Raw genomic sequence first — 20,868 nt, forward strand, 5'->3', positions numbered from 1 at the left:
CCATGACATTAGCAACACCAGATAAAAAATTAGATTGTGCAGTTGTTATTGGCGTTGGGGCATCACAAGGTATTGGCGCAGCCGTGTGCCATCGTTTTGCAAAAGAAGGTTTAAAAGTTTATGTCGCTGGGCGCACTTTCCAGAAAATTGAAGTAGTGGCTGCCGAAATTCATTCGCAAGGTGGGGACGCTGTCGCATTTCGTCTGGATGCAGAAGATGTAAAACAAGTACAAGCTTTATTTGACACAATCACCAGCCAAAATGAACGCATTACTGCTGTCATTCATAATGTGGGAGGAAATATTCCCTCAATCTTTTTACGCAGTCCGTTATCGTTTTTTACGCAAATGTGGCAATCCACTTTTTTATCGGCTTATTTAGTTTCTCAAAGCTGTCTAAAAATCTTTAAAGATCAAAATCACGGTACGCTTATTTTTACTGGGGCGAGTGCTTCTTTACGAGGAAAACCTTTTTTCGCAGCTTTTACGATGGGTAAATCTGCTTTGCGGGCTTATGCACTCAATCTAGCTCAAATTTATAAATCACAAGGTATACATATTGCTCATGTGATTATTGATGGCATGGTCGATGGCGATAGAGTGAATAAAGCATTATTTGGCCTAGGGCGTTTAGCCCGTCTTACACGTGGAACGGGTGGCCTCAATATTGATGCAATTGCAGAAAACTATTGGATGCTTTACCAACAAACGTCACAACTTTGGACACATGAGTTGGATTTACGCCCTTATCAAGAAAAATTTTGAGAGACTAAAATGCTAAAAAAAATATGTCAGAGATTTCAAAAAAAACAGGGCTGTGTTGTCGTTGCTGGTCATGACTTACACTTAATCGAGCGTGATTTTGTAATTCTAGATAAAACGGCACAATTTCCACTACATCTTTATCAAGTTGTGCATGATTCGGCTGTGCAAAATATTCAAGTTCATTCTATAAACGATGGTGTGACAGCAGTCCATTTGAACTTAGTGAATGCAGATCATTTAAAAAACTTGGTGCGTTATATCTCTAGTCAAAGACATACAATTGAGCTTTGTGTATTTCAGCCAAACTTTTCATCTTCGCCCAATATTGAGGCTTTATCTTTAGAAGAGATTGAACACAATTGGCAGACCACAGGTTTAAGTGCAGTGAATGTAGCGCAAGCTGTGATTAAGCCTATGCTAAAACAGCAAAGGGGCACAGTTATTTTTCTTGGAGCCCCATTTAGCAACTCGACTCATTACGATGTATTGAGTCAAAGCATGTTCGCGGGCATTCGTGCTTTAGCGCAGTCATTGGCAAGAGAGTTCCAGCCTAAAGGCATTCATATCACCTATTGTATGGTTGAAAAATGGGATGGACAAAACCAGCACTTTATTTCATCTGTTAAGCAAATATGTCAACACATCTATGAGCAGCCTGATTCGGCATGGAGCCAAGAACTCAGTCTATCTTGAGTTTTTTATCCTTTTTTATTCGACACCAACAACAGTCGTGATGTAGCTCGTTGTTAAAAGAATGGCTAGGCTTAATGACATTTCAAATAAAATGGCGTAACCCAACTGGTTTGCAAATTTTGAATGTTGTAAACGAGGAGTGAAATACCATTTGTTAAAGGCTGCTAGCAATAAAATACATAGCACAAAGAGTAGTTTTATAATGAATCCATGCCCATAAGGGGTATTGACTAGCGTATTGAAATCTTTAAGCAATAACAGGGCAATAGTAACACCACAGACAAGTAAAACTCCGACAATAAAGGCTGCAATTTTTCCAAAAAGATGCATACGTTCTTTTAACGGTAGACCATGAATTATTCTGCTTGTTTTCCATAAGGGATAGAGTGAGCCCATCCATAAAGACATTGCGAGTACATGTGTTGCCAGTAAGATTTGCGCAAATAAGGATAAATTCGTGACATGGCCTAATTGAGAAAAACTGAAAACAATGGGTATTAATAGTAGAGCGAAAATCGATCCTTCAAATTTAGAAATCTGACTATTTCCACTGCTTAATTTTACGAGCATAAAGAGCAATAAAAGCAGAAAGCTCATTGATCGAATGATGTGGACGTGACCAATCGGCGTATTAATGAGTAGATTTATATAGTTACTATCCCACATACCTAATAGGCCAATATTGGCAAAACTTCCGATCAGAATAAAGAAACCCAAACCACTTGAGATTAGTCCTAAACCTGCACCAACAGTGATGTATTTGATAATAATTTTTTTAATTTCTGCATAGGGTCCAAGCAAGAAATAATAGAAGGCACCTCCAATAACAAATGCGGTTCCCAAATATAAAAAAACTTTAACAAGCCAAGTCGTATATATCCAAGTTTCAGGCGCCATATTCTTCTCTCTATACAATATGCCAGCTCATTGCTGGCATGGACTAGTGATACTTTTTTATTTTTCTGGTTTATTTAATAGTGAAAGTATATTCGCCACTCATGTTGTGACCATCAGAGCCCATTGTGGTCCATACTACGGTATATTTTCCTTTTTTTAGCTTTGGCACAGCGACTTCAAATGATTTTTTTAAATCATGGCTCACTTGGTAATTTAAAGGAATATCTGTACGTTGAGCATCAAGCAATTTAACGTTCATTAACATGACTTCGCCGCCAAAATTAAGCGTTATATTTTTAGGTTGACTTACTACCGAAGCATTAATGCCGGGGTTTGCACTTTCTAGGCTGACATGTGCAAATACGTTTGAAGCAGCAACAATCATAGTTGCTCCAACTAAAACATTGCGTAGAACAGTCATTTTGTTGTGAACAAGCTTCATGTTTTGATCCTCTTAAACTGAATATTTGACTAGGTAATAACCGAATTAAAATAAAGGGCGTACTTTATTGGTCACACTCTTGATATGTCTATTATTCAAGATAGAGAGAAACGTGTTGATGACTTCAAAATTACATTTTTGTCATTTTAAAAAAATCGAGAATTCATCAGTGCCAAAGAATTTTTCTGTTTTGGTAATATTTCTCAGTTAGAGCAATTTAACTAATAAATGAATATGAGAGATCAGAAATACACTTAATTTTGAAAGATAATTTTAAAAGTAATACGCCCGTCATCATAGTTCGCCTGAATAGTAGCTCCATGTACATCAAGAATAGATTTGGTAATTGCTAACCCTAACCCTGTGCCTTCTTCAATTCGCTGTCTTGACGCATCTGTACGATAAAAACGATCAAATAATCGAGTGAGTTGTTCTTGTGATAGGGGGAAGCTTTCATTTTCAATGGTTAGTTCAGTTGTATCACTATTCTGTTGGCATTTAATTTTGATGATCGAATCTGATTTACCATATTTGATTGCATTTGATAAAAGATTGCTAAGCGCTCGGCGTAACATTGAAGGATCACCCTCGACATAACCTTGACCAGTTTGTTTTAGTGACATGCCTTTTTCAGCAGCAATAGCGTCATAAAAATCAAATAATGCCGAGACTTCTTTGACTAGATTTACTTGTTGTAAGTTTGCTCTATATAAGCCATGTTCTGCTTTGGCAAGAAAGAGCATATCGGACACCATTCGGGCTAAACGTTCAAACTCTTCCAAGTTGGAAAATAGAATTTCCTGATAGGTAGCGATATCTCGACTACGCGATAGACAAACTTGGGTTTGAGTCATCAAGTTGTTAATTGGTGTTCTAATTTCATGAGCAAGATCAGATGAAAAATCTGAGAGTTTTCCTACGGCTGTTTCTAGTCGATCTAACATATCGTTAAATGCGATAGCTAACGATTTCAGTTCAGTTGGTGTGTTGTCGACTTCTAAACGCTCGGAAAGATGCTGAGCTGAAATGCCTTCTGCAACCTTTGCCATGTTTTGAACTGGACGGAGCCCACGCCAAGCAGCAAACCACCCCAAGAGCATCAAACAAATTGTACCAATAACACCGATATATAAGAGCTGACGTCTAAAATCGTTTAAGAAATGTAGGTGCTCAGATGTGTCAATACCCACAATAATTTGAGCCGATGGAATAGCACTATTTTGATCGAAAGACTTTTTATAAATTAAGCCATGATAAATTTTATTTTGGACTTTCCATTCAAGCCATGGACCATGTTTAGATTTTACTAATGTTTTACTCTTAAGCGCTGTTGGCGATGAGCTAAAAATAATTTGACCGCTCGGGCGCTCTATTTGTACGATCAGGTCGTGATGTCCAACTAAGGCATCTTTTAAATATAAGTTTAATTCAGAAGGATTGTGATGATTTTGCTCAAGTAGGTTCTCTACAAGTTGAATTTTACCTTCTAATTGAGTTCTATCTTGAGTTTCAAAATGATGCATGACGAGTTGGTGAATGACCAATCCCATAATCATTAAGATAATAACCGTAGAAAAAGAAAAAAGAATTGCAATACGAAAGCTGATCGCATTAAACAGTTTATTAGGCATCTTCAACCTCTAAAACATAGCCCATTCCTCGTATGTTCTTGATCAGCTTAGGGCTGAAATTACTATCTATTTTATTTCTTAAACGTTTAATAGCGACTTCTACAACATTGGTATCACTATCAAAATTCATATCCCATATTTGAGAGGCAATGAGGGTGCGAGGTAAGATTTCTCCACGTCTACGCATGAATAATTCCATCAATGCAAATTCTTTAGCTGTTAAGTCAATACGTTGACCCGCTCGAGTGACACGACGCTTACGTAAATCAAGTTCAAGATCGGCAATGGTAATAATATTGCTGTCTTCTTTTTGCTGCCCGCGGCGGAGTAGGCTTTTTACTCTGGCTAGTAGCTCAGCAAAAGCAAAAGGTTTTACTAGATAATCATCGGCCCCGAGTTCTAGACCTTTAACTCTGTCTTCAATTTGATCACGTGCAGAAAGAAAGAGAATGGGCATAGTTTTACCGCTTTTTCGGATATCGTTAATGATGTTCCAACCATCTAACTTAGGTAACATCACATCCAGAATAATCAAGTCATATTCTTCTACAAGCGCTTGATGCTTACCTGATAATCCATCAGTCACCCAATCGGTAATATATCCAGCTTCAGATAAACCTTGTTTAAGGTAATCACCTGTTTTTATTTCATCTTCAACCAATAAGATTCTCATTTATAAAAAATCTCATATTATTCACTGAGAATATAATAACGTTATAAATACATGATTCGGCGTAGATTACAAAAATGTCATTTTCAGGTCACTTAGATGTCCATTGGAAGCCTATAGGGTATTTAGATAAAGTTAATTTTTGGATCTAAAAATGAAAACTCTATTTCGCCGTAGTTTAACAACGCTTATGTGTGTTGGTGCTTTAATCACTGGAACCCAGTCTTGGGCAGAAGATGCAAAACAAACAACGTCTGTGAATGCGGAAATTAAGACAAATTTGAAGGCACAAGAAAAATGCACAAAACCTTGTAGCATGAAGAATGATGGAAAAATGCAGCAAGGCCATATGCAGCATGAGCATGGCAATATGGCAGATATGTCTCAAATGGATCATTCTAAAATGATGAACATGTCAGATAAGTAAAAGAGTAAATATATAAAAGAGTAAAGAGCACTGTTTTAGTAAGTATGGTTAAACAGTGCTCTTTGAGGATCCAATAAGGGATTAACTTAAGAAAGCAGTAAAACTCTTGCATTTGAAACTTAAGTCTTCATCTTCCACTTGTCTGATTTCATAATTAACATTATCCCACTGATTTTTGTGCTTTTCGATAATTAAAGAAGGGAATTGTTGAAAATTATTTCTAAAACTATCATTCAGACTTAAATCTGAAATATAGTAAAAGCATACATTGAGTTTTGGGGCTGAAGGATCATGTAAATCCTTAGATAGAATTAAAATAAGGTTGTAGCAATTCATTATAGGATCATGTTCTATTTTGAATGTATCTACATGATCAAAATTAAAAAAATTCCCATTCATTTCGTCTAGGTCTAACATAATTATCCTTATTTTAAAGTAGTTGATGAAATATATAATTAAGTTGTAGTTCATATTAACTAAAGACGAGCTAATAATGAATTTTTAACAAAGTAATTAAATATTCTAATCCAATGAAAAACAATAATTATTTAACCATTTTCTAGCCAATATCACATTGACACTCAAAACCTCTACGATTATTCTTTGCCTGCTGGCCACATTGCCAGTCGGTTTTAGCAGACCGTTTTCATCTAGGACATCAAAAAAGCAATTTTTTGGTGTCGAACTCGTTCGTCTCCCTTCGTAGCGGTAGGACGGAGGAGGGACGCCCTCGGGCGTGCCGGTTCCTAGATGACTGGTCTGCTAACCCTTCTTCGTTCTGCCACCATAATCATTTAGCAGTGATTTGGCAGAACTTCTATTTCATCTAGGAGTTCGCAGATGCGTACTATTTCTTCTTTATTGGCCTTTGCCAAAATTTCTTTATTCATATCATTTAAACGGTCTTTAAAAAGGTTTAATCGACTATAGGTTTTAACCTCTAGATCATTACGACTAAAAATCATAGCAACAATAAACCTGAGATAGGCGAGCACACCTTTTTTGTGCCGCTTTTGCATACCTGTTTTTAGCACTCATTTTAAGAGTGACAGCATTTTTATCTCATTTATATACAACAAAAAATTATTTTAAACGGTATATCTATGCCAAATTTAGAATCTTCATTTAGAGCATTACGCGTGCTCCACGCTGCAAAAGATTTATTTAATCAACATGGGTTTTACATCGGAGTTGACCGAATTGTTGAGGAAGCCAAAATTCCCAAAGCCACTTTTTATAATTACTTTCACTCCAAAGAAAGGCTCATTCAGATGAGCTTAACTTTTCAAACAGATGCATTAAAACATGAGGTATTTTTGATTATTCATTCGTACCATGAACTTATGGTGTTCGATAAGTTCAAGAAAATCTATTTCTTACATGCGAACTTAGATGGCTTTTATCGATTGCCATTTAAAGCCATTTTTGAAATTGAAAAGCTTTATCCAACTGCCTATAAACTCGTGATTGACTATCGAAATTGGTTCATTAAAGAAATTTATAAGCTGATTTTAACCGTAAAAGTTACTGCTACACTTGAAGATGCCTACATGTTTTTGTTTGTGATTGATGGAGCAATGGTTCAACTTTTAAGTGCAAATAAGATCGATGAAAGAGATAAGTTATTAGAATATTTTATGTCGATGCTCGCTTAGGTTGAGTAGAAGTTTAATACTTATAAAAAAGCCCTCAGAAGAGGGCTTTTCTTTAATTTGATTGAGTTTTAAAAGTCAAAAGAGGTTTGTAGATAGAAAGTACGCGGCAGTCCTACATACTTACCACCAGTAGAGTCTGTTGAGCGCGTAAAATATTGCTTATCAAAGACGTTTTTGATTCCACCAGCGATTTTTAAACCTTTAACTTGTGAACTTAAGTCATAAGAGGTACGTAGCGCAAAAGTGGTATAACCCGGAATATCGCCATATTTACCATCAGCAGTTTCTTCTGTTTGATAGACATTACTATCAGGAAGATCTGGTGAATGCTGCTTTGACTGCGCAAACATATCAGCATTTAATGACCATTTATCCACGGTATAACCTAATCCAATATTACCGACATGACGCGAGTAAAATGGTAAGTCTTTATCTTTAAATTGACCTGCTTCGGCGACTGCTTTGGTGAAAGTATAGTTGCCATATACTTTTAAGCCTTCTAATGCATCTGTTAATTGACCGAAATCATAGCTAATACCAGTTTCGATACCTTTATGGCTGGTTGCCCCTAAGTCAGTCCAGATTCCGTTATTACCGGCATCACGGACCAATGAAAGTTCTTTATCAAAGTCTAGATAGAACACAGTAAATTCAGCATTTAAACCATTACCTAGATATTTGGTTCCGATTTCATAGTTATTCGATTTTTCAGGATGTAAACCTTCGGTTGTAGCCGTTGCGGTTGTTCCTTCAAGACGTGCTAATTGGCTGTATTGCTGTGGACCAAAAGATACACCAGCGTTTGCAAATATATTCCAATTTTCATTTGCTGAGTACATCACAGACAAGCTTGGTAAAAATTCGTCTGAATCAATTTTTGGATAAACTGTATTCGCTATCCCATTTTTGTCATAGCCACTGAAGCTATTATGGGTTTCAATTGATTCGAATCGAACGCCCGGTGTAATCGTCCAGCGGCCGAGCTCCATACGGTTGTCGACATATACCGCATGCGCTTTAGTACCACCTTCGCTACTGCTACGTGGAGCAAAATCTGGAGCTGATGAATCTGCTGCATAAGATGCGGTACGACCGGCAAACTCAGAACTTTCTTCTTTTAAGTAGCGATAGCCTACCGTTACTTCATTTTGAGTATTACCAAGTTCATAAATACGAGAGTAACGTGGTTCAATTGCATAGACCTTGTAGTCGCGTGGAGCAGAGTCGAGGCGCTTGTCACCACTCGCTAACACAGTCTCAAGATTACTTGTGCGGAAAGAATCAATGTAATAGCTCAGAACTTCGAAGTTATTTTTTTCATCTTTATGGTTATAACGTAAAGAGACATCAGTACGTCGACCTGCAAAATAGTTTTTTTCACCAGAAGATTGATAAGGATTTTCTGCGTATTGGGCTTGAGTTAAACCCTCTGGCATTTCGCCTCGACCTTCATAATGATGCAGATTTAAAGCGACCGAGTCTTTATCATTAAATTGATAAGCAGACTTTAACATTACATCATCGATATCAATTTTGTTATTTGCTTCTCGATAGTTGTTTCCTTTACTCCCTGAGTACAAGAGGGCAAGGCCTAATCCATTGTCTAAAGTTCCCCCTACAAATAGATTAGGGCTGAACTTTACTTGGTCAGTGCCAGAAGCATATTCTGAAGTTAGGCTAACAGTTCCACTAAAATCTTGAGGAATTGATCGGGTCGCAAAGTTAATAATTCCACCTACGTTTTGAGGCCCAAAACGAACAGATCCAGCACCACGCACTACGTCGACTGACTCAATATTACCAATTGAAACAGGTGCTAAAGATAATTGTGGCTGGCCATAAGGTGCAAATGAAAGCGGAACGCCATCTAATAAAACTGTTGAGCGAGGTGATAGGCGAGATGCTAACCCACGGACACCAATATTGAGTGAAACATCACTACCACCTGTTCCACTACTATCTTGAGCTTGAACTCCAGGAATTTGTTTTAAAGCCTCTCTTATTGAAGTTGCAGCAGTTTCATCCAAACGTTTGCGGTCAACAATAGTTCGAGCACCAGCATGCTTGTGAACAGTTTCAGCATTTGCTTCTTCTAACCAGTTACCTTGTGCCTTAATGGTGATGGTCGGTAATGCGCTAGTGGTTGTATCTTCAGCATATGCAGGAAGTGCTAAATAAGTACAAGCTAGTCCGATTACATAGCTCAGCGTAGAAACTTTGAACTTGAAATTTGGGAGTGAAAGAGAGGTTGAGCGGTCCATGTTGATGTATCGAAATCCTAAACGATAATTATAATCATTATAGCGAAAAAGTAACAAAATTTTATAAATTGGTCTATTTTTTCTCGGAATTTTAAACAATTTCTAAAATAAATGGGTGTTAAAAGTAGAAGTATAGAATAGAACTCCTATACCTGACCTTTATGTTGTTCGATGATTTCCACTAACTTTTCACAGGACTGATTTACCTTTGATATGGGCGATGTTGCAACCCCTAGCATTAAACCTGAAACAGCATTTTGAGGGTCTTGATACCAAAGCGATAATGGAGAGGGAGCCAGATTGAAAGCTAATGTTTCATTTGCAATTTTTTGATCAGATAACGAGGATGGCAAATTAATAAGAACTGATAAGCCAGCCGTATATGTTTGAAGATTAAAACTTTTTAAACACTTTATTAATTCATCACGCTGAGCGTTATAAGTTCTTTTTGTTCGTCTTAAATGTCTTAAAAAATGTCCCTCATGCATAAACTCTTGAATTGAATGTTGTAATGATGGAGACGGAGCTGGTGCTAATGTTGCTGTCGTTTCTGCAAAATGATTAATCATGTGAAAAGGCACCACTGCAAATCCAATTCGCAATTTGGGGCTGATCGTTTTGCTAAAGCTTCCCAAATGAATAACTCTTCCGGCAGTATCTAATGAAAATAAGGCAGGCGCTGCTCGACCATCTAATTGTAATTCTCCTAAATAATCATCTTCAATAATCCAGCCTCCATTCTGGTTAGCCCAATCAAGTAATTTTAATCGTCTGGCCAAAGAAAGAGACATTCCTAAAGGTGCTTGCTGTCCCGGCGTGACTAACGCAAGAGAGGCATTCGGTACATTTTTTATTCCAAACTCAACATCTATCCCATCTTTATCAACGGGAATTGGATATGTTTGCATTCTTCCAACCTCAAGTGCATGTTTGGAAAAAGGGAAGCCCGGATCTTCAACCCATGCCTTTTTCCCACTTAATCCCAGAACATGTAATGTAAGGCCCAGTCCACCAGAGAAACCAGAAGTAATAAATACTTGGTCAGGAGTACATTGAATTCCTCTCGATAAAGCTAAATAAGCAGCAATTTCTCGGCGAAGACCATATTCACCCCGAGCGTCAGGGTAGCTTGGCCACCCACTTGACTCATTACGCACAGAACTTGATCTAATTTTTGAAAATAACTTTGCAGGAAAGATTTCTTTTGAGGGAACACCTAATTGGAAAATGCCATGTATAGATGTCATATCTAAATACATCTGTGTAAACGAACTATTTTGATGACCTTCTTGAGTAGAGATTGGTTTAATTGCTTGGTAGGCAACCCGTGTACCTTGCGATCTAGACGCAATGATAAATTGACCATCGGCAAGCCTTTCATATGCAACTTTTACAGTACCTCTAGAAACACCGAGTTGACTGGCTAAATCGATCCATGAGGGTAAACGATCACCGAGTTGTAGCGTTCCAGAAATAATGGCTTGTTCAATTCCAAAGCGTATTTGTTCTGTTAATGGTGTTTTTAATTTGCGATCTAAATTAATTTTGAGCTGCTGGTACATGCGTGGTACAGCCTTTTAATGCATTTTTGGTTCATGAATTTATACTACGGATCTATAAAATAAAAACAACTCCCTATCTTTATGTAGGTTTAATTTGAATGGAAATGATCAAAAAAAGATTCTTTTTAAGTTTAGGTCTAATGCTTGCATGTATTGCACCGTCTATGGCACATGAGCCAGTAGAAAAAGTTAAACCTAATTTTGAACACGCAATTCCAAATATACCGGGTAAGTCGCTTATTGCATTAGAAGTCGATTATCCACCTGGTGGTGCTTCTATTCCTCATACACATGCGAAATCATCTTTTATATATGCCTATGTAGTTGAGGGAAGTATTGAGTCTAAAGTGAATAATGAGAAGCCAAAAATTTATCAGGCAGGTCAGAGCTGGTTTGAAGAGCCAGGAGCAGTTCATTCTATTAGTCGTAATGTAAGTAAGACCAAACCAGCAAAGTTATTGGCAGTATTTGTTGTAGATACTGATGATAAAGAATTAGTTACCCCAGTAAAATAATTGAAAGTAAATAGGTGTTTATTATGGTTCAACGTATTGATTATAATCAGGTCGCTCCAGCGGGTGTTAAAGCTCTAGGTGGTGTCTATAGCTATGTAGTGCAAAGTGGTTTATCACCAGAATTAGTAGAGTTGGTTTATCTACGTATATCGCAAATTAATAATTGCGCATACTGTCTGGACATGCATACCAGAGACTTAATTAAGAAAGGTGTTACCATCGAGAAACTAGCTTTAGTTCAGGCTTGGCAAGAAGGTGGACATCTTTTTGATGAACGGGAGAGAGCAGCTTTAGCTTGGGCTGAGTCAGTAACCAAAGTCTCTACTACTGGAGTACCTGATGATGTTTATCAACTTGCTCATTCTGTATTTGATGAAAAAGAACTGGTTGATTTGACGATAGCCATTAGCTTGATGAATGCATATAACCGTATGGCAATTAGTTTTAGAAATACTCCACAAGCTGCTAAGTAATATTCAAAAAGCCCTCAAGCGAGGGCTTCTAACTTATTTAAAAGAAGGTTGGCTTAAGATTTTGTAGACCTTTTCTTTATATACATCATTCGAAATCACGCCTTTATCTCGCTGTTGTTTTAGCGATTTAAACTGCTGACCATGAATTTCTCTTTGAATATTCACATTATCATGATTTCTGATGTAGTAAAGACTCCGCTCATGATCACTCATATTTACTGTTTCTTCAGTAGAGTAGGACGGCTTAGCTTCCTTTTCTTGATATTGTTTTGCAATTTCAAAAAAATCTACATTTTGATGATTGGTGCCAGAATTAGAAAAGTCTTTTGGTTGTCCATTAAATTTATAATCTTGAGAACTCGCGTTTGCTACAAGCATGCTTTTATGCTGATTAAATTGACCTTGGTTATATTCTTGTTTCATTTGAAATGTGTTTGTTTCAGAAAAAGCTAAGGGAGAAAAAAGACTAATATTTAAAGATAAAAAAATTAATAACAATCTATTCATTTCTTTTGAATTCCAATTGAAATTGAGTAAATTACTGTATTGTAACATTAAAGTTTAATTTTTAAAGGTTGAATTTTGAGTGAATTTGAACATCTAGTAAATAATAAGATCTATAGATGAGTGTAAAAGCCAAGTTAAGAAGGCTTTTACACTCATTATTTTAATGTTGTTTTGAGTATTCTTCTTTCAATTTATCCAGAAAAATAAAGAGGTTTTGGTTCATTTCTTGGTAGTCGTGATTTCTTAATTCTTCACGACTATTCACGAATTTATAATTGTGAGCCTGATTTAATTCGGCTTCTGAATGTTGAATCAGCAACTCAACAACTTCTGGAGTTAACTCCATGTGACATTGTAATCCATAAACTAATTTTGAATATTCAATAATTTGTCTTGGGCAACCTGCACTAAAAGCGATAATTTTTGAGTTGAGAGTTAAACCCGGCATATCATTATGCCAATGCCCAACTTCGGTCATTTTTCCTAAGTGTGAAAACTTAGAGTTTGTTATGCCATATTCTGTAAGCATAATTGGAAATTTTCCAATTTCTCTTTCAGGGCTATGCTCGAATTTGGCACCTAAGGCTTCACCTATCAATTGAGATCCTAGACATACCCCGATAACAACTTTATTTGCTTCAATGGCTTTTCTAATGATTGATTGTTCAGCTAATGAATTAAAGTGAGGGCACATCTCTAGTGTAGTATCTGGATCTTGTGGGCCACCCATTACAATAAGAAAATCTATATCTTCAGCAGAAGATGGTAAAGCTTCATTTAAAAACACTCTTGAATAGGTAATTTTGAAATTATTATTCTTGCCCCATATTTCATACGCACCAGGTGCTTCAAAATCTTCATGAACAATAAAATGTAGCCGCATGATAGTCCTCGAAATGATAGATATTCGTTATAAATCGAGGATAGATTAAGAGCAGTGTGCTTTATCTAATACATCCAGTTTTTAAAAGTTATATGGTCCAGATGTATGAATTTTTACATGATTTAAAGAGAGTTACTCATTTTATTAATAATGGTCTTATAAATTTATTATTAAGTATTTCTAAATAGTTTTGGTGTGACAATAGCTGTTCAATTTGTTAAGTTGTGTGGCTTTTATAACGGTAGTCAAAATTTATGAAGACATTTCTACTTATATCTTTATTGGGTTTTGGGCTGATTGGCTGTACTTCATCTCCATATAATTCTCAAGAAAATTATTTAAATAACGCTCCGAATGTTCCAGTGAATAAAGCATTTAATAGTTTTAAAACACTTGAACACGGAATTTTTACCGATCAAGATGTCCATAATATTCCAGAGAATTCAAATATGAATTTTCGTTACGAAGTCCCTTTTTAAGGGAAAATAAATATTAATTTAAATAAAGGTAGATCAGGATGGCCTACTGCCTTTGCTGGCTAGGGATAATCAATGATTAATACCACCTTCGGGTGGTTTTTTGAAATTTAAACTGTTAAATTTTAATTGTTGAAAAAAGGTATTTTAAATGAAAAATTTCACTATTATTGCTTCTTTATTTTTGTTAGTTGGGTGTGCGACTGGCCACAAACAGGTTACTTCTGTTCAAGTGGCTGATAATAAAATTACTTCAGAGGCTGAAAAATATAAAAAACAATATCAAAAGAAAATTTATAAAATATGGGATATTCCAAAGTCTTCTACAGGTATGAGTGCAAGCGTTAAAGTATTTTTAACAGACACTGGAGAAATTGAACAAATCATCTTTTTAGATAAAGAAGAACAAAAATTTAAAACAAGTATTGAAAAAGCAATCTGGCGTGCAAGCCCATTTGCTTTGCCTTCGAATCCGGAAGTAAGAAAGCAAGCAAGAAGATTCAATATGAAATTTCAGGCTAAATAAGTAAGTTTTTCTTAAGCATGAGAGGCGAATTTAAAAACTGTTGATGTCTATAAATTCGCTCTCTAGTCTTATAAAACAGCGGAAGTAGTCAATTGAATCGGTATAAAAACTTTCTTTAAAAGTAAAAGTAACAGACCATTCTAGAGAAAAAATAAGACTGTTTATGGATAGGTAAACAAAATATAAAAATTAGTTACATTGCTATCAAAACATAACAGAAACAAAACTTTAAATAGACATTAAATTAATATAAAAAATTCACATGAGCCTTTAAATGTGACAAGAAAAAGTATGAGTGAAGCAAACAAACCTCGTAGTGAAAGTAAGGCAACCTCGACTGTCGCGTGGGGTGTGATTCTATTTGGAGTTGTTTTAGGAGTAGCCTTTATTTTGTCATATGGGCAAGTTGAAACAAGAAATGATAATTTAGACATTATTCAAGTCTGGTCTAAAGAGATGGTTACAGTTGGTCTTTTTATTATATTTAATGGGCTACTGTTTGGTTACTTACTTTTAAAAATGAGTAGTATTTTGAACCATCTTGAAAATAACAAAAACTAAAACGTATCTTAAAGTGTCAGTTACACAAATGATGATTGTTTGGTGTTGAATGTAGTCGTTAATTATTTAAGCATGGAATGACACAAGTTAAGTAAAGGATGAATCTCATGATTGATGAAGAAAAACCCTTAAATTTTGACGATGATGAAGAACCTCTAGATTTTGCCGATGAAGAATTTATCGATGATAAAAAAGAGGATGAGTTGTATAACAGCATTACCAAAGATGGTTCGAGTGTAGATCCTGCCGATGATGGTGAGCGTCACATTCGCCCTGAAGATGGTGATCCCATCGAAATTGAAGAATAAATTAAAGCCCAATTCAATATTGGGCATTTTTAATATTTGGGATTTCTAGTCAAACAGCACGGTACGTTCGAGGTTATTTAATCATTATCATTAATGACTCAAAAAATTGAAAACTAAGCAATGAGTGTAGAAGTGGGTACATATATATTTATTGAATGATTTATTCTCGAATTGAAGTAAAACTATGAGTCATTATATTTCTACATTTACCAACAAAATCAAAAATAAAGCAGTTCCACCGGTCAATGATGTTCTGCTCGCGTTTAAGACTTTGAAAAATTTACCAGGCGGATTAACGCTATTATCAAAGGTTGTTAGTCGAGTTGCTCCATATTTTCAGACCGTAAATCCAATGATTCAAAAATTAGATTTAAACGTGTGCGAAGCCTCAATCAAAAAAAATAAATCAATCGAAAATCATATTGGCACGGTACACGTTATTGCCATATGTAATGGATTGGAATTTGTGATGGGTGTGTTAGCTGAAGCATCAGTACCTCAACACTTAAGATGGTTACCCAAAGGTATGAGCGTAAATTACGTAGCTAAGGCAGATTCTGATATTAAATTAGTAGCAACAATTGATGAGGAGTGGAAAGTTGGAGATATGCAAGTAAAAATTAACGCTTATAGAGCTGATGGACAGCCTGTAGTTCAAGGGTATATTACGCTTTGGGTTACAGAGAAAAAGTAAATAACAGGGCATTAAATGCAAAAAATATTGGATTATCTCAGCAAATTTTTTACTGCTAAGCCTCAGCAAGATGCAGCAACGGATCAGATTGCTACAGCAATCGATCATGGTGATGAATTGATAGGTGTCGCTGTTGATGAGATGTCTCTTAGTTTAGAAGGTGTAAACCTAATTTGTAATTTTGAAGGATTAAAACTTAGTGCTTATGACGATGGTACTGGGGTATGGACTATTGGATATGGCACGACACGATATCCTAATGGCCAGCGTGTAAGTGAAGGAGACCGATGCACACTTGAACAGGCTAAAGCTTATATGCAGCATGATTTAAAGATATTTGAGCGTGCAGTAAATAGTGCTGTAAAGATGCCTTTAAAACAAAGCCAATTCGATGCATTAGTTTCTTTGACTTATAACATTGGAGTAGGGGCTTTTAAAAACTCGACCTTACTCAAAAAGTTAAATTTAGGTGATTACAAAGAGGCTGCAAACCAGTTTGATGTCTGGGTCAATGCTGGTGGTAAGCGGTTGCAGGGGCTGGTGAATCGCCGTGCAATCGAAAAGAAATTATTTTTATCGTCAAAATAGTGCTTTCAATTTTTATTAAACTTTATCAAAAAATCATGAAAAGCCCCAAATAGTCAGGGCTTTTCCATATACAAGTTGAATGGATTAACTCTTATCGCCTAAAGTGATTCTAAGTCGGTTTAAAGCCCCCATGAGCGAAATGCTGGTCGTCAACTCTACAATCTCTCTTTCACTAAAATATTCAGTTAAATGAGCTTTTACAGTTTCAATTTTGTCAGATAGAAAAGTGACTGCCTCCGCAAGTTCAAGAGCCAGAAGCTGCTTCTTTGAAAAGGCATTCGAATGTTTATAGCCCGGAATTTTATCAATGACTTCTTGGCTTACTCCCATATCTCTTAATTCCTGAGCATGAAAAGCGCAGCAGTAAGCACAGCCGTTGATTTGTGACACATATAACTCAGCTAAAGCAATGATTTGAGGGTCGATGCCTGATGTACGAATAGATGCATGTGCTGAGTACAAATGATTAATCGTTTTTTTAGCAACTTCTTTATATTCCATAATATAGACCAAGCTTTTTGTGATAAAAAACTATTATTTACTACTAGGTATAGATTGTAAATTAGGCACTATTTTGTTATATAGGTATATTTTTTATACCTAATTAATCAATGAAAGATAATATTTCTGGCTGTTCTGTAGAAGAAGCAATGACAGTATTGGGTGGTCGCTGGAGAATGTTAATTATTTCATTTCTCATCGAAAGACCTATGCGCTTTAATGAGCTAAGACGCGCAATACCTAATATTTCTCAAAGAATGTTAACTTTAGAATTACGTTTTCTTGAAGAAGAAGGGTTTATTAACAGAGAAGTTTTTGCAGAAGTTCCTGTTAAAGTTGAGTACTCATTAACGGAAGATGGCAAGAAATTAAATGGTTTAGTTGATGTACTAAAAGAAGTGGGAACTTGGCTAAAAGTAAGATAATGAGGTTTGTTTTATAGTTTTATTTAATGTGTTTTAGATCACACCGAGATCGTATGTGCCCATTTTCATAGGATCATTTATATAAATTTTAGGTATAAAAAAAGCCTGATGCTACGAATCAGGCTTCAGTATTCATCAACAATAGGAGTTGGTGAACAAGACCAATCTAACAGACCTGCTCTATAAAGGCAAACCAATGGTCGACCAGACAGTTCATATAAGTATGAGCTTTCTCAAATTATAGGCATTAAAAAAGCCCTTGCTCGAAAGCGAAGGGCTTAGTCGTTCATTGATCTAGCAATGAACTATATAAGGCTCATCTCATACTAAGTTCAGTATATCTGAAATTGGAGCAACAAAGAAGAAAACATTTCGAATAGTTATTTAAAACATCTTAATTACTCATATCGTCTTTCGATGGCCTAACCCAAGTGTTTGGAAGATACTTAATATTGGGTAAGAAATATTGAAAAACGTAATTTTTATCTTTAGCACTTATTCTAGTTTTAACGAAATCTACACACTTAAACAATTAGTTGAAAAAAGTTTCAATAATCTAGCCAGATAGCATGTTAAGTTTTTCTCAATCATAAAAATTTAAAAAGGATTAAAACATGAAATTTTCTTACCAAGATCTTGCTGGAAATAATGTTGAAGTCGCGTGTGAAAGTTATATTCATATACCGTCAGGAACAACAGTGAAATCTACAGAGGCTGGCAATTATCACCCTACTGAAAATTTCAGATTTTTTAAGAAAACTGAAGCTGATTCTATGCCCATCTATCGATTTGCTATTGACCAAAATTCTAATGTTTTTAATAGTGATGAACTTCCAGCATTAGCTCAAATTGGGACAGACTGGAAAAATTTAGATTAAATTTTTACTCAATCTAAGACCCTCAGTCGAGGGTTTTAGATTGTTTGTATGAGTTATTTCTTTTTAAATACAAGCATTAAGCCTAGCAGAATCGCAATCATTCCGATTAAACCTGCAACTGGCAACTTATTTTTTAAAATTAGAAAATCTAGAAGTGCAGTAACGACAGGGACTAAATAGAATAGGCTTGTCACATTGACAATATTGCCCTGACTTAAAAGCCGGTAAAGTAAAAGCTGCGCAACTACAGAAATTAAAATTCCAAGAAATAAGACTGAAATAATCAGTTGTGAATTCCACGTTACTTCAAAATGTTCAAACGGAACTATAAACAGGCAGACCACAAGACTAACTATATATTGTAGCGGTAAGACATCTGTAGGGGCTTGCTGAATGTTCTTTTGCATGATGGCACCAAAAGTTATACAGATGAGGGCTGTCAAAGCAAAGAGTATCCCGATTGGAGCTATAAACGACATCGTCAGGCTTTTCCAGACTAAAAGAATAAGCCCAGCTAAAGCAATGCATAAACCGAATAGTCTTTCTTTTTGTAAATTCTTTTCTAGAAGGCAAAGCGTCAAAATGGGTTGTATTCCCATGATTGTAGCCATTAAGCCTGGAGTAACTCCATGAGCCATCGCTTTAAAATAGCAAATTGAATAACCTGCAATCATAAGCAGTCCAGTAAGCAGAACTTGCTTTCGGGTTCCATGTTTGGGTAAGAGTCTTTTTCTAAAAATAGCCAGTAGTGAAAGAACAATCAAAGCGGTAGAAAAGCGTAGAATTAATAATGCCATTGGCGAGGCATTATCTAGTCCCCAACGAGTAAAAATTGCAGCACTTCCCCAAAGTAAAACGAAAATAGATGTCGCACTTTGTGATGCAAGCATCTGTTTATTTAGGCGCATAAAACCTCCTCCTAGTGCGTATATCTAAGAAATACGAAGTGATGAAATTGTTAGTAGGTGTCGCTATTAACGTGTTATTGAGACATTAATCAATTCACAGATAGTTTCTTTCAGATAAATGAATTGTTTTAACTTCTTCTAAATTCAGTATGAAAGAGAGAATAAATAAAGAAAAGCGCATAATTCTTTTATATACTATTTGAAAATCGAATAGATAAATCGTAATGAATATAAAAAACTTACAGATTGATTGGCTAAAATGCTTTGTCACAGTCGTAGATACAGGCTCATTGTCGAATGCAGCACCCGAGTTATATCGCTCTCAGTCTGCGGTTAGCATGCAACTGAAAAAACTAGAAGAAGCGCTGCATTGCCAACTTTTAATACGAACACATCGACAAATTGAATTAACGTCGCAAGGACAGCTACTTTTAGGTTATGCGCGCCGAATTCTTGACTTACATGCAGAAGCTCAAATGGCATTTCATGGAGATGAATTAAAGGGCCGTATACGCCTTGGCGTACCTGATGACTATGCCGCTAAATATTTAACACCAGTACTCAAACGGTTTGCGCCACGTTACGGAGGTGTTGAAATTGAATTGATCTGTGAGCAGTCGACTTCGTTAATTCCGCGAGTAGAAAGTGGGGATATAGACTTGGCATTAATTTCAAGAGATAACGCGCGTCAAGGAACACTGCTATTCCATGAACCGATGGTGTGGGTAGGTTCTCCACAGTTTGAACTCTGGCGAGAAGATCCGCTACCAATTGCAGTTTACGAAAGTACCAGCCAAGCCAAGAAGAGTGCTATTCATTCTTTGGCATTACAAGGGCGCCGTTATCGTGTGGTATACAACAGTTCAAGTTTAGCTGGGCAAATTGCAGCAGTAGAAAGTGGGTTAGCAATTGCCGTGTTCACACAGTGCAGTGCACCTGAACATTTAACGATCTTGGGGGCTGATCACGGCCTTGGACCTTTAGAACCCATGGAAGCCGCTGTTTATCGGAGTAGGGCATCTTTAGAGTCAAAAGCTGTAGATCACCTATATGAATTACTCATTAAAACGCTCAGACACTCAGTGAATGTTTAATGACCAAATCTTAAGTTGATATTTAAAGGTGAAACTGAAGAGCTTTACATTTTTGCGTTAAATCTACAAAAAAGTCTAGAAACCTATGCTGATCGTAAAACGAATAAAAAGTATTTATTAACTCACTATCTAAATAATTCATGAGGTGCAATATGACAAAAATTATGGCTACCTTGGGTTTAGCTGCCATTATTTCTATAAGTTTGAGTGCTTGCCAAGGTGAAAATGACACAAAACAGCAAGATAAAACGACCACTCCACATTCAATGGACAAAGATTCTTAATCTATAACTGCCGAAGCCCATCGAAAGATGGGCTTTTTATATCTTTCTATTTTTTGTCTTAAAGTGTGATTTGTAACTCACTAAATTTATTTTTAATGGTACTGTTCAAAATATGTTGACTAATATGCTTGGTTTTAAATATATTTAAATCCAACACGAATCACTTTAAATATAAATCTATATTTAAAGTAAATTGATTCAAGTGTCGTCAGATCAGAAATTTAACCTTTAAATTTGATTATAAA

At 36.0% G+C, this 20,868-nt stretch carries 27 protein-coding genes; 16 read left to right on the forward strand and 11 right to left on the reverse strand.

The window, feature by feature from the left end:
• Positions 1-2: 2 nt before the first annotated feature.
• Positions 3-764: an SDR family NAD(P)-dependent oxidoreductase gene (locus tag MMY79_RS06850; protein WP_252612652.1), complete on the forward strand. Its 762-nt coding sequence runs from the start codon at positions 3-5 to the stop codon at positions 762-764.
• Positions 765-773: 9 nt separating this feature from the next.
• Positions 774-1,457, forward strand: coding sequence for an SDR family NAD(P)-dependent oxidoreductase (locus MMY79_RS06855; RefSeq protein ID WP_252612653.1), 684 nt, complete (start codon positions 774-776; stop codon positions 1,455-1,457).
• A gap of 15 nt (positions 1,458-1,472) precedes the next feature.
• On the opposite strand, the gene MMY79_RS06860 is transcribed toward MMY79_RS06855, so the two are convergent.
• From MMY79_RS06860 to MMY79_RS06875, 4 genes are all read right to left on the reverse strand, one after another.
• Positions 1,473-2,354 carry a CopD family protein gene (locus MMY79_RS06860; protein WP_252612654.1) on the reverse strand — a complete coding sequence of 294 codons (882 nt, stop codon included), beginning with the start codon at positions 2,352-2,354 and terminating at the stop codon, positions 1,473-1,475.
• Between the two features lie 70 nt (positions 2,355-2,424).
• Positions 2,425-2,796: a copper resistance protein CopC gene (locus MMY79_RS06865; protein ID WP_252612655.1), complete on the reverse strand. Its 372-nt coding sequence runs from the start codon at positions 2,794-2,796 to the stop codon at positions 2,425-2,427.
• 254 nt (positions 2,797-3,050) lie between these two features.
• The gene (locus tag MMY79_RS06870; protein WP_252612656.1) at positions 3,051-4,427 is read right to left on the reverse strand and encodes a heavy metal sensor histidine kinase; all 1,377 of its coding nucleotides are present in this window, start codon (positions 4,425-4,427) and stop codon (positions 3,051-3,053) included.
• The gene (locus MMY79_RS06875) at positions 4,420-5,100 is read right to left on the reverse strand and encodes a heavy metal response regulator transcription factor (protein ID WP_252612657.1); all 681 of its coding nucleotides are present in this window, start codon (positions 5,098-5,100) and stop codon (positions 4,420-4,422) included. The genes MMY79_RS06870 and MMY79_RS06875 overlap by 8 nt, the downstream gene beginning before the upstream one ends.
• 151 nt (positions 5,101-5,251) lie before the next feature.
• On the opposite strand from MMY79_RS06875, the gene MMY79_RS06880 reads away from it, so the two are divergent.
• Complete coding sequence (locus MMY79_RS06880; RefSeq protein ID WP_252612658.1) at positions 5,252-5,524, forward strand: hypothetical protein; 273 nt, start codon at positions 5,252-5,254, stop codon at positions 5,522-5,524.
• 81 nt (positions 5,525-5,605) lie between these two features.
• Here MMY79_RS06880 and MMY79_RS06885 read toward each other — a convergent pair whose 3' ends face one another.
• On the reverse strand, positions 5,606-5,941 hold the full coding sequence (locus MMY79_RS06885; RefSeq protein WP_252612659.1) for a hypothetical protein: 336 nt from the start codon (positions 5,939-5,941) through the stop codon (positions 5,606-5,608).
• 686 nt (positions 5,942-6,627) lie between these two features.
• Between MMY79_RS06885 and MMY79_RS06890 the strand changes: the two genes are divergently transcribed.
• Positions 6,628-7,179, forward strand: a complete 552-nt coding sequence (locus tag MMY79_RS06890) for a TetR/AcrR family transcriptional regulator (RefSeq protein WP_252612660.1) — start codon at positions 6,628-6,630, stop codon at positions 7,177-7,179.
• A 68-nt stretch (positions 7,180-7,247) separates the two neighbouring features.
• Here the strand turns inward: MMY79_RS06890 and MMY79_RS06895 are convergent, their stop codons facing one another.
• Both MMY79_RS06895 and MMY79_RS06900 read right to left on the reverse strand, forming a co-directional pair.
• On the reverse strand, positions 7,248-9,440 hold the full coding sequence (locus MMY79_RS06895) for a TonB-dependent siderophore receptor (protein WP_252612661.1): 2,193 nt from the start codon (positions 9,438-9,440) through the stop codon (positions 7,248-7,250).
• Positions 9,441-9,586: 146 nt separating this feature from the next.
• Positions 9,587-11,002 carry a PLP-dependent aminotransferase family protein gene (locus MMY79_RS06900; protein WP_252612662.1) on the reverse strand — a complete coding sequence of 472 codons (1,416 nt, stop codon included), beginning with the start codon at positions 11,000-11,002 and terminating at the stop codon, positions 9,587-9,589.
• Between the two features lie 98 nt (positions 11,003-11,100).
• Between MMY79_RS06900 and MMY79_RS06905 the strand changes: the two genes are divergently transcribed.
• Both MMY79_RS06905 and MMY79_RS06910 read left to right on the forward strand, forming a co-directional pair.
• Complete coding sequence (locus MMY79_RS06905) at positions 11,101-11,517, forward strand: cupin domain-containing protein (protein WP_252612663.1); 417 nt, start codon at positions 11,101-11,103, stop codon at positions 11,515-11,517.
• A gap of 23 nt (positions 11,518-11,540) precedes the next feature.
• Positions 11,541-11,990 (forward strand): carboxymuconolactone decarboxylase family protein, encoded by a 450-nt coding sequence (locus MMY79_RS06910; protein WP_252612664.1) that lies wholly within the window; start codon positions 11,541-11,543, stop codon positions 11,988-11,990.
• A gap of 33 nt (positions 11,991-12,023) precedes the next feature.
• Here the strand turns inward: MMY79_RS06910 and MMY79_RS06915 are convergent, their stop codons facing one another.
• Positions 12,024-12,545 carry a hypothetical protein gene (locus tag MMY79_RS06915; RefSeq protein WP_252612665.1) on the reverse strand — a complete coding sequence of 174 codons (522 nt, stop codon included), beginning with the start codon at positions 12,543-12,545 and terminating at the stop codon, positions 12,024-12,026.
• 112 nt (positions 12,546-12,657) lie between these two features.
• Positions 12,658-13,380, reverse strand: a complete 723-nt coding sequence (locus MMY79_RS06920; RefSeq protein WP_252612666.1) for a type 1 glutamine amidotransferase — start codon at positions 13,378-13,380, stop codon at positions 12,658-12,660.
• Between the two features lie 254 nt (positions 13,381-13,634).
• Between MMY79_RS06920 and MMY79_RS06925 the strand changes: the two genes are divergently transcribed.
• The 6 genes from MMY79_RS06925 (at position 13,635) to MMY79_RS06950 (ending at position 16,533) form a co-directional block, all read left to right on the forward strand.
• A complete protein-coding gene (locus tag MMY79_RS06925) occupies positions 13,635-13,859 on the forward strand; it encodes a hypothetical protein (RefSeq protein WP_252612667.1) in 225 nt (74 codons plus the stop codon).
• Between the two features lie 148 nt (positions 13,860-14,007).
• Complete coding sequence (locus MMY79_RS06930) at positions 14,008-14,382, forward strand: TonB C-terminal domain-containing protein (protein ID WP_252612668.1); 375 nt, start codon at positions 14,008-14,010, stop codon at positions 14,380-14,382.
• Between the two features lie 291 nt (positions 14,383-14,673).
• Positions 14,674-14,943 (forward strand): hypothetical protein, encoded by a 270-nt coding sequence (locus tag MMY79_RS06935; protein ID WP_252612669.1) that lies wholly within the window; start codon positions 14,674-14,676, stop codon positions 14,941-14,943.
• Positions 14,944-15,050: 107 nt separating this feature from the next.
• Positions 15,051-15,251, forward strand: a complete 201-nt coding sequence (locus tag MMY79_RS06940; protein ID WP_004791647.1) for a hypothetical protein — start codon at positions 15,051-15,053, stop codon at positions 15,249-15,251.
• A 184-nt stretch (positions 15,252-15,435) separates the two neighbouring features.
• Positions 15,436-15,945 carry a hotdog fold domain-containing protein gene (locus tag MMY79_RS06945; RefSeq protein WP_252612670.1) on the forward strand — a complete coding sequence of 170 codons (510 nt, stop codon included), beginning with the start codon at positions 15,436-15,438 and terminating at the stop codon, positions 15,943-15,945.
• Between the two features lie 15 nt (positions 15,946-15,960).
• Positions 15,961-16,533: a lysozyme gene (locus tag MMY79_RS06950; RefSeq protein WP_252612671.1), complete on the forward strand. Its 573-nt coding sequence runs from the start codon at positions 15,961-15,963 to the stop codon at positions 16,531-16,533.
• An 84-nt stretch (positions 16,534-16,617) separates the two neighbouring features.
• Here the strand turns inward: MMY79_RS06950 and MMY79_RS06955 are convergent, their stop codons facing one another.
• Positions 16,618-17,034, reverse strand: a complete 417-nt coding sequence (locus tag MMY79_RS06955; RefSeq protein ID WP_004791652.1) for a carboxymuconolactone decarboxylase family protein — start codon at positions 17,032-17,034, stop codon at positions 16,618-16,620.
• Positions 17,035-17,144: 110 nt separating this feature from the next.
• Here MMY79_RS06955 and MMY79_RS06960 point away from each other — a divergent pair, with 110 nt between their 5' ends.
• A complete protein-coding gene (locus MMY79_RS06960; protein WP_004791654.1) occupies positions 17,145-17,459 on the forward strand; it encodes a helix-turn-helix domain-containing protein in 315 nt (104 codons plus the stop codon).
• Positions 17,460-18,073: 614 nt separating this feature from the next.
• Positions 18,074-18,337: a hypothetical protein gene (locus MMY79_RS06965; RefSeq protein ID WP_252612672.1), complete on the forward strand. Its 264-nt coding sequence runs from the start codon at positions 18,074-18,076 to the stop codon at positions 18,335-18,337.
• Positions 18,338-18,390: 53 nt separating this feature from the next.
• Here MMY79_RS06965 and MMY79_RS06970 read toward each other — a convergent pair whose 3' ends face one another.
• On the reverse strand, positions 18,391-19,245 hold the full coding sequence (locus tag MMY79_RS06970) for a DMT family transporter (RefSeq protein ID WP_252612673.1): 855 nt from the start codon (positions 19,243-19,245) through the stop codon (positions 18,391-18,393).
• 224 nt (positions 19,246-19,469) lie between these two features.
• Between MMY79_RS06970 and MMY79_RS06975 the strand changes: the two genes are divergently transcribed.
• Complete coding sequence (locus MMY79_RS06975; RefSeq protein WP_252612674.1) at positions 19,470-20,339, forward strand: LysR family transcriptional regulator; 870 nt, start codon at positions 19,470-19,472, stop codon at positions 20,337-20,339.
• A gap of 152 nt (positions 20,340-20,491) precedes the next feature.
• Complete coding sequence (locus tag MMY79_RS06980; RefSeq protein WP_252612675.1) at positions 20,492-20,623, forward strand: hypothetical protein; 132 nt, start codon at positions 20,492-20,494, stop codon at positions 20,621-20,623.
• The last annotated feature ends 245 nt before the right edge of the window (positions 20,624-20,868 follow it).

The organism is Acinetobacter sp. XS-4 (genome assembly GCF_023920705.1).
Lineage (GTDB): Bacteria > Pseudomonadota > Gammaproteobacteria > Pseudomonadales > Moraxellaceae > Acinetobacter.